This window comes from Pseudonocardia sp., from assembly GCF_025965585.1.
GTDB lineage: Bacteria > Actinomycetota > Actinomycetes > Mycobacteriales > Pseudonocardiaceae > Pseudonocardia.
Map to the genome: position 1 here is coordinate 1 of NZ_JAOPWR010000526.1, position 7,054 is coordinate 7,054.

The window sequence follows — 7,054 nt, forward strand, 5'->3', positions numbered from 1 at the left end:
CGGCCAGCCGACGCCGGCGCTCGCGTGAACGCAGCAGCGCCGGCGCGACCGTCGCGAGCACGACGAGGAGCAGCGCCCCGCCCAGCACGAGCGGCCAGGCGGGCAGGCCGGGAGCGGCGGCGGGACGGGTGGGATCGGTGGGGGTCTGCTGCGGCGTCGGCGGCGCGACGGTGGGCGACGGTGCATGGTCGGGGGTGGGGACCTCGCCGTCGCGCTGCGACCCGGTCGGGTCCGCCTGCGCCTCGGCCTCGGCGACATAGGGGGGCGTGATGGTGCGCCCGTCGGTGAGCGGCGTGGGGTCGAACGTGGTCCAGCCGATGTTCGGGAACCAGGCCTCGACCCAGGCGTGGGCGTCGGAGGTGCTGATCGACTCGTAGTCGCCCGCCCGCGTACCGCCGGTGAAGCCGACCGCCACCCGGGCCGGCACGCCGACGGCCCGCAGCATCACGGCCATCGCCGACGCGAACTGCTCGCAGTAGCCGGCCTTGCCCACCGTCAGGAACTCGACGAGGGCGTCGTCACCGGCGCCCGGCGCCGTCTGGAGGCTGTAGCGGAACTGCGTGGAGGGGCCCGTGAAGTACTCCTGCAGGGCCATCGTCTTGTCGAACGCCGTGGTGGCACCCCGCGTCACCTGCTCGGCCAGCGCGCTGACGCGGGGGTCGACACCCCGGGCGTCGAGGTACTCGGCGCCCGGAGTGCCGTTCGTGCCGGCCGCCCGCAGCTGCTCGGCCGTGGGCACGGCCAGCGACGTGCGCTCCTGCCAGGACTGCTCCGCCCGCGGACGGGCGGTGTAGGCCGTGCCGCTGCGCGGGTCGTAGGTCCACTGCCCGGCGGGCAGGCCGTCGATGCCGACCGGGGTGCCGTAGACGGGCAGCCAGTAGTCGCGGAAGGCCATGTTCTGCAGAGAGACGGTGGTGGTGTCGCCGCTGAACGAGGGCAGCACGGTGCCGGGCAGGGCCGGGCCCGGACCCGGGCGGGTGGCCTGCCAGCCGCTGTTGGGGACGTAGCTGCTCAGCGTGAGGGCCCGCAGGTAGGTGGGCTGGGGCAGGCCCGTGACGCGGAAGAGCTCGGTGCGGTCGGCCTGGCTGAGCTGGCCCCGCAGAGCCGTGAACGGGCTGAGGCCGATGGAGCCACCCGCCCCGCCGCCCGAGCCGCCGTCGAAGCGGCCGGACGTGCCGATGAAGCTGCCCGCCATGCCCGCCACGAGCGCGAGCACGACCGAGCAGGCCACCAGCGCGACGCCCCCGGGCAGCTGATGGCGCGCGGCCGTCCGCGCGAGGACGGGGGCGAGCAGCAGCAGGCCGAACCCGGCGGCGGCCCCCACCAGCGCCCACCACGGCAGGAGGTTGTCGTCGAGTGCCGCGGGGACGGCGAACATCGCCAGCAGCGGCACCCCACCGGCGGCAGGCGCGGAGGCGGTGACAGCGGCGAGGTACACCGCGATCGCCACCATCCCGAAGGCGGCGGTGACGAGGAACAGGATCTGCGGGGTGGCCGTCACCGGGGCGATGCCCGTGGAGATCTCGGCCCCCGCCCCGGTCACGAGCGCGCCGAACCGGCCCCACGTCGCCGGCCCGGGCACCACCCCGAGCACGCCGGTGTCGGTGTAGAGGCCCGTGAGCAGCAGCAGCACCACGACGATCTGCCCGGCGGCCACGGCGAGCGGCCCGGTCCGGTGCAGCAGCAGCCCGACGGCGACGACGGCCGCGACGACCGCGGCACCGTGCAGGAACCACGTGTCGCCCTGCACGACGGCGCTCACGGGCACCCCCGCGAGCAGCAGGGAGACGCCGGCCGCGACGGCCGTGACCCAGGGCAGTGGGCGGCGCCGGGGCGGGACCGACGGCGCGGGCGCGGGCGGGGCCGGCCGGATCATCGAGGTGGTCATCGGGTGCCCGCCCGCAGGCCGTCCGGGGAGGCACCGGCCGTCAGCGCGTCCCAGACCTGGTCGGGGGCGGTGCCGGCCCCGGCGACTGTGACCTGCCACCCGGCGCGGCGCAGCGCGGCCGCGGTGCCGGCGACGTTCCGGTCCGGCCCGCCCGCGGCGGGGTCCCAGGTGGCGATGTCCAGCAGGACGGCGTGGCCGCCTGCGGAGCGCCGGGCCAGGAGGCCCTCGAGCTGGCCGGGACCCACGGCGCCCAGCACGGCCACCACGTCGGTGCCGCCCGAGATCTCGGGGCCGCTGAGGTCGGCGCGGGCCGACGGGCGCAGGGCGGCGAGGGCGTCGAGGAGCGGGTCGAGGCCGGGTACCGAGGCCGGTCCGGTCAGCGCCGCGCCCTCCTCGGTGACGAGGGCGACGGGCTCGCCGCGCCCCACGAGGTGGGCGCAGATGCTGGCCGTCAGGCTGACGGCGAACTCGAGGCTGGAATCGGCGCCGCGCCCGCGGTGGGCGGCGTCGCGGCGGTCCAGCATGACGGTGATGCCGCCGCGCCAGGGGCGTTCCTCGAGCCGCACCATCAGCTCGTCGTAACGGGCGGTGCTGCGCCAGTGCACCCGGCGCAGCTCGTCACCCTGGTGATAGGGCCTGGTCAGCACGTCGGAAGCGCCCTGGCCCTGGTGTGCTCGCGCGGCACCGGGGGTGCCGTCGCCGACACCGAGCGCCGGTGGCAGCCCGCGCAGCCCGACCACGCGGGGGAGCACCAGCAGCCGGTCGGGACCGGCGACGTCGCGCTGGAACTCCGCGAGCCCGAGCGGGTCGGTGGCGTTGGCGGCGAGCGGGCCGACCGCATGCAGTCCGCGCAGTGAGGGACGCAGCGGGTAGGTCAGGATCGCGCTGCCGCGGCCGGAGAGCCGGTGCACGGTGAACCGCGGCGGGGCGGCGGGCTGCGGACCCGCCGCGTCGGGAACGGTGTCGGCGAGCCGGACCGCACCGAGGAGGGCGGCCCCGCGCAGGTGCAGCTCGACGGTCACCTCGGAGCCGACGGGCACGCGGGCGGGCGTCAGCTCACGGGTGACGCGGACGGTGCGGCGGGTGCGCGCCGCCAGCAGCAGCGCGAGGAGCGGCAGCAGGGCGACGAACGCGCCGACGCGCAGCAGGTCTCGCTCGTTGAGCACCACCGAGCACGCGGCCGTGGCGAGACCGCCGGCCAGCAGGCAGCGCCCTCTCGTGGTGAGCCCGGAGGTCCGGACCGTCCGCGGCCCGTGCCCCGACATCAGGCGCCGGGTCGGCCGGGGACCGGGACGGCCTGCCGGCCCAGGAGACCGCGGACCAGGTCGACGGCCGAGCGGCGGGCCGCGACGGCCTCGGGGGCGAGCAGCATGCGGTGGGCCAGCACCGGCACCGCGACGGCCTGCACGTCGTCGGGCACCACGAAGGCGCGACCGGCCAGCGCCGCCTGCGCCTTCGACGCCCGCACGAGCTGGAGCGTGGCGCGGGGGGACGCGCCGAGCCGCAGGTCGGGCAGCCGGCGGGTGGCCCCGACGAGCTCCACGCAGTACTGGCGGACCTCCTGGCCCACGTGCACGCGGCGCACCGCGTCGATCACCGCGCGGACCTGGCGGGCGTCGGTGACCGGGCGGAGCTGCTCCAGCGGATCGGTGGAGGCGTGCTCGTCGACCATCGCGAGCTCGGCGGCGACATCGGGGTAGCCGACGCTGACCCGCGCGGTGAAGCGGTCGCGCTGGGCCTCGGGCAGCGGGTAGGTGCCGTCCATCTCGATGGGGTTCTGGGTGGCGACCACCATGAACGGCGCGGCGAGGGCGTAGGTGGCGCCGTCGACCGTGACCTGGTGCTCGGCCATGCACTCCAGCAGCGCCGACTGCGTCTTGGGCGACGCGCGGTTGATCTCGTCGGCGATCACGATGTTGGCGAACACCGGGCCCGGCCGGAACTCGAACTCCGAGGTCTGCCGGTTGTAGACCGACATGCCGGTGATGTCGCCGGGCAGCAGGTCGGGGGTGAACTGCACGCGGCTCACGGAGCAGTCGATGGACCGCGCGAGCGCCTTGGCCAGCGTGGTCTTGCCGACGCCCGGCACGTCCTCGACGAGGAGGTGGCCCTCGGCGAGGAGGGTGACGAGCGCGATGCGCACGACCTCCGGCTTGCCGACGATCACACGCTGGACGTTGCCGGCGATGCGGCCGGCCAGGTCGGTGACCTCCGTCAGCCCGACCTGTACGCCGTCGGTGCGGCCTTCCATCCCGTCCACCCCGGAGCGGCTGCTCGTCGCGGTCACCCGATCTCCTCGCCGTCTTTCCCACCCCCGGCGCGTGCGGGGAACCGGACCAGTCTGTCAAACCTCCCAGCGGAAGTTCGCCCGGTCGGGTCTTCCGGCCGGTCGAAGCCCTGTTCACACCGCCCCCCCACTGTGCCCCACGTCGTCGTCTGCGGCCCCGCACGACCTCCCCGAGGCCTCCCCACTCCGCCCCCCGCACGCCCCGCAACGCCCGTTCCTGCCCGAAATGTGTGCTCCGCGTAGCGGTTTCGGCGGCGCTGCGTGCTCTCCGCGATCACGGACGTGTAGCGCTAGCGGGTGGTGCCTGATCGCACCCCACTTCCCCCCACCCCGTCTGAGCTGCGGTGATGGCGCCTACGCGCGGGCCATCCTCGACACTCTGCGGTTGACGGTGGAGGGAAGTGGGGTACGGTGGTGATCGCTGGGGCGTAGAGGATTGTCCCGGCCCAGCCCGCAGGGTGGAGGTGGAGCCGATGTTCCTCGGCACCTACACCCCGAAGCTGGATGACAAGGGGCGGCTGACGTTGCCCGCGAAGTTCCGGGACGAGCTGCGAGGCGGGCTGATGATCACGAAGGGGCAGGACCACTGCCTGTACGTGTTCACCAAGGACGCCTTCGGTGAGCTCGCCCGGAAGGTGGCGTCCGCGCCACTGACGAGCGAGTCGGCCCGGGTCTTCCAGCGCAACCTGTTCTCCGGCACCGACGAGCAGAACCCCGACTCCCAGGGCCGCATCGCCATCACCCCCGAGCTGCGGCGCTACGCCGGGCTCACCAAGGAGTGCGTGGTGATCGGGGCGTTCACGCGCGCCGAGATCTGGGACGCCGGGGCCTGGCAGCGGTACCAGGAGGAGCACGAGGACACCTACGCCCAGGCGCAGGAGGAGGTGCTGCCCGGCCTGATCTAGGCCGGCGCACTGCGGATGTACCTGCCGGTGCCACCACCCGGCAGCCCTGGCGCACCTTCCCCGGTGCCAGGTCTGCCGGGTGGGGGCATCGGCGGTTGGCCCGGCTGGGTGCACGGGCCGGCGCTGGGCAGCTCGGCGACTTGCGGCAGGGAGGTGGGGGCTGTGGGGCAGCACCCCGGAGGGGACGTGCAGGCTGGGGCCAGGCACGTTCCGGTCTCCCTGTCACGGGTCGCCGAGCTGCTCGACCCCGCTCTGCGCGACCGTCCCGCCGTTCTCGTCGACGCCACCCTGGGGCTCGGCGGCCACGCCTCCTTCCTGCTGGCGGCCCACCCGCAGCTCACCCTCGTCGGCCTGGACCGCGACCCGGACGCGCTGGCGCTCGCCGGCCGCCGCCTCGCGGCCCACGCCGACCGGCTGCACCTCGTGCACGCCGTCTACGACCGCATCGCCGACGTCCTCGGGGAGCTGGGGCTTCCCCGCGTCGACGGCGTGCTGTTCGACCTCGGGGTCTCGTCGCTGCAGCTCGACGCGGACGAGCGCGGCTTCTCCTACTCCCGCGACGCCGACCTCGACATGCGGATGGACCCCACCACGGGCCTCACCGCGGCCGAGGTCCTCAACACCTACCCCGTGCCGCAGCTGGCGCGGATCCTGCGGGAGTACGGCGAGGAGCGTTTCGCGGGCCGGATCGCCTCCGCTGTCGGCCGGCGGCGGGAGAAGAAGCCGTTCCGGCGCAGCGCCGAGCTCGTGGAGCTGCTCTACGAGGCGGTGCCCGCGGCGTCACGCCGCACCGGGGGGCACCCGGCCAAGCGGACGTTCCAGGCGTTGCGCATCGAGGTCAACGGCGAGCTGGACGCGTTGCAGTCCGCGCTGCCCGCCGCCCTCGACGCGTTGACGGTGGGCGGCCGGGTCGTCGTGCTCGCCTACCACTCGCTGGAGGACCGGATCGTCAAGCGCGAGCTGGCGGCGCGGTCCACGTCCACGTCGCCGGTGGACCTGCCGGTGGAGCTCCCGGGTCACGGCCCGGAGCTGCGCCTGCTGGTACGCGGGTCGGAACAGGCGGGTGAGGACGAGATCGCCGACAACCCGCGGGCCGCGTCGGTACGCCTGAGGGCGGCGGAGCGGATCCGGGAGGTGGCGGCGTGACCGGCGGGGACGGGGCGGGCGTGAACGTGATGGTCGAACGAGGGGGAGCCATGGGCATCGACAGCAGGATCACGAGATGAGCGGGCTCGCGAGCGAATCATCGGCACAGCGCCCGCGCGAAGCGTCGACCGGGCGCGGCGAGGTCGTGCGATGAGCGCGCCGGTCACCGAGCGGTCGCGCACCGCCACGCGTACCCGCACGTCCGTGATCCCGGCCCAGCGCAACGCGCCCACCAAGCCCCGCTCCACGACGACGGCGGCGCCCGCACGGGAGCGCGCAGGCACCCGCACCTCGGCCCTCAAGGCCTACGCCCGGCGTGACGACCGGCTGCGCCGCCTGGTCGGCGGCGTCCGCCCGGCGCGCACCGCCGCGCCCGCGGGCCGCGCCCAGTTCGTGCTGCTGGTGATGGTGCTGCTGGCTGTCGGGCTGGTCGCGACCCTGTGGCTCTCCACCGCTGCGGCGTCGGACTCCTACCGGCTGCAGGACGCGCGGACGGCGGCCGCCGCCCTCACCGCGCAGAGCGAGCGCCTGCACCGCGAGGTCTCGGCCATGGACTCCGCGCCCGCGCTGGCCCAGCGCGCGGCGCAGCTCGGGATGGTGCCCGTGGTGGACCCGGCCCGGCTCGTCGTCGGGCCCGACGGAGCGGTCACCGTCGTCGGCACGCCGAAGGCCGCCACCGCGCCCGCCCCGGCTCCGGCCCCCGCCGGAGCCGCGCCCGTCGCAGCCCCGTCGGTCACCGACCCGGCAGCCGCGCCGGGAGGGGGCGCCCCGGCGGCCGCCATGCCGGGTGCGGTGCCCGCTACCGCGCCCGCCGCAGGCCAGCCGGCT

General features: G+C 75.6%; 6 protein-coding genes. 3 read left to right on the plus strand and 3 right to left on the minus strand.

Annotated features, from left to right (window positions below; genetic code table 11):
• The 3 genes from JWR81_RS32340 to JWR81_RS32350 form a co-directional block, all read right to left on the minus strand.
• The coding region (locus JWR81_RS32340; protein WP_297661509.1) for a DUF3488 and transglutaminase-like domain-containing protein at nucleotides 1-1,888 on the minus strand (1,888 nt) is incomplete at its 3' end.
• Nucleotides 1,885-3,153: a DUF58 domain-containing protein gene (locus tag JWR81_RS32345; RefSeq protein ID WP_297661512.1), complete on the minus strand. Its 1,269-nt coding sequence runs from the start codon at nucleotides 3,151-3,153 to the stop codon at nucleotides 1,885-1,887. The genes JWR81_RS32340 and JWR81_RS32345, both read right to left, overlap by 4 nt.
• On the minus strand, nucleotides 3,153-4,139 hold the full coding sequence (locus tag JWR81_RS32350) for a MoxR family ATPase (RefSeq protein WP_297661521.1): 987 nt from the start codon (nucleotides 4,137-4,139) through the stop codon (nucleotides 3,153-3,155). The genes JWR81_RS32345 and JWR81_RS32350 overlap by 1 nt, the downstream gene beginning before the upstream one ends.
• Before the next feature lie 509 nt (nucleotides 4,140-4,648).
• Here JWR81_RS32350 and mraZ point away from each other — a divergent pair.
• The 3 genes from mraZ to JWR81_RS32365 all read left to right on the plus strand — a co-directional run.
• Nucleotides 4,649-5,080, plus strand: a complete 432-nt coding sequence (gene mraZ, locus JWR81_RS32355) for a division/cell wall cluster transcriptional repressor MraZ (protein WP_297661514.1) — start codon at nucleotides 4,649-4,651, stop codon at nucleotides 5,078-5,080.
• A 186-nt stretch (nucleotides 5,081-5,266) separates the two neighbouring features.
• Entirely contained in the window at nucleotides 5,267-6,226 is a 960-nt protein-coding gene (gene rsmH / locus JWR81_RS32360; RefSeq protein WP_297661516.1) for a 16S rRNA (cytosine(1402)-N(4))-methyltransferase RsmH, read from the plus strand.
• Between the two features lie 150 nt (nucleotides 6,227-6,376).
• Nucleotides 6,377-7,054, plus strand: a 678-nt coding sequence (locus JWR81_RS32365) for a hypothetical protein (RefSeq protein ID WP_297661519.1), incomplete at its 3' end; no start/stop codon positions are given.

Bases quoted from the DNA above. Each gene is read 5' to 3' on its own strand.
- JWR81_RS32345 (WP_297661512.1), bottom strand. From the start codon at position 3,153: ATGTCGGGGCACGGGCCGCGGACGGTCCGGACCTCCGGGCTCACCACG.
- JWR81_RS32350 (WP_297661521.1), bottom strand. From the start codon at position 4,139: ATGGAAGGCCGCACCGACGGCGTACAGGTCGGGCTGACGGAGGTCACC.
- mraZ (WP_297661514.1), top strand. From the start codon at position 4,649: ATGTTCCTCGGCACCTACACCCCGAAGCTGGATGACAAGGGGCGGCTG.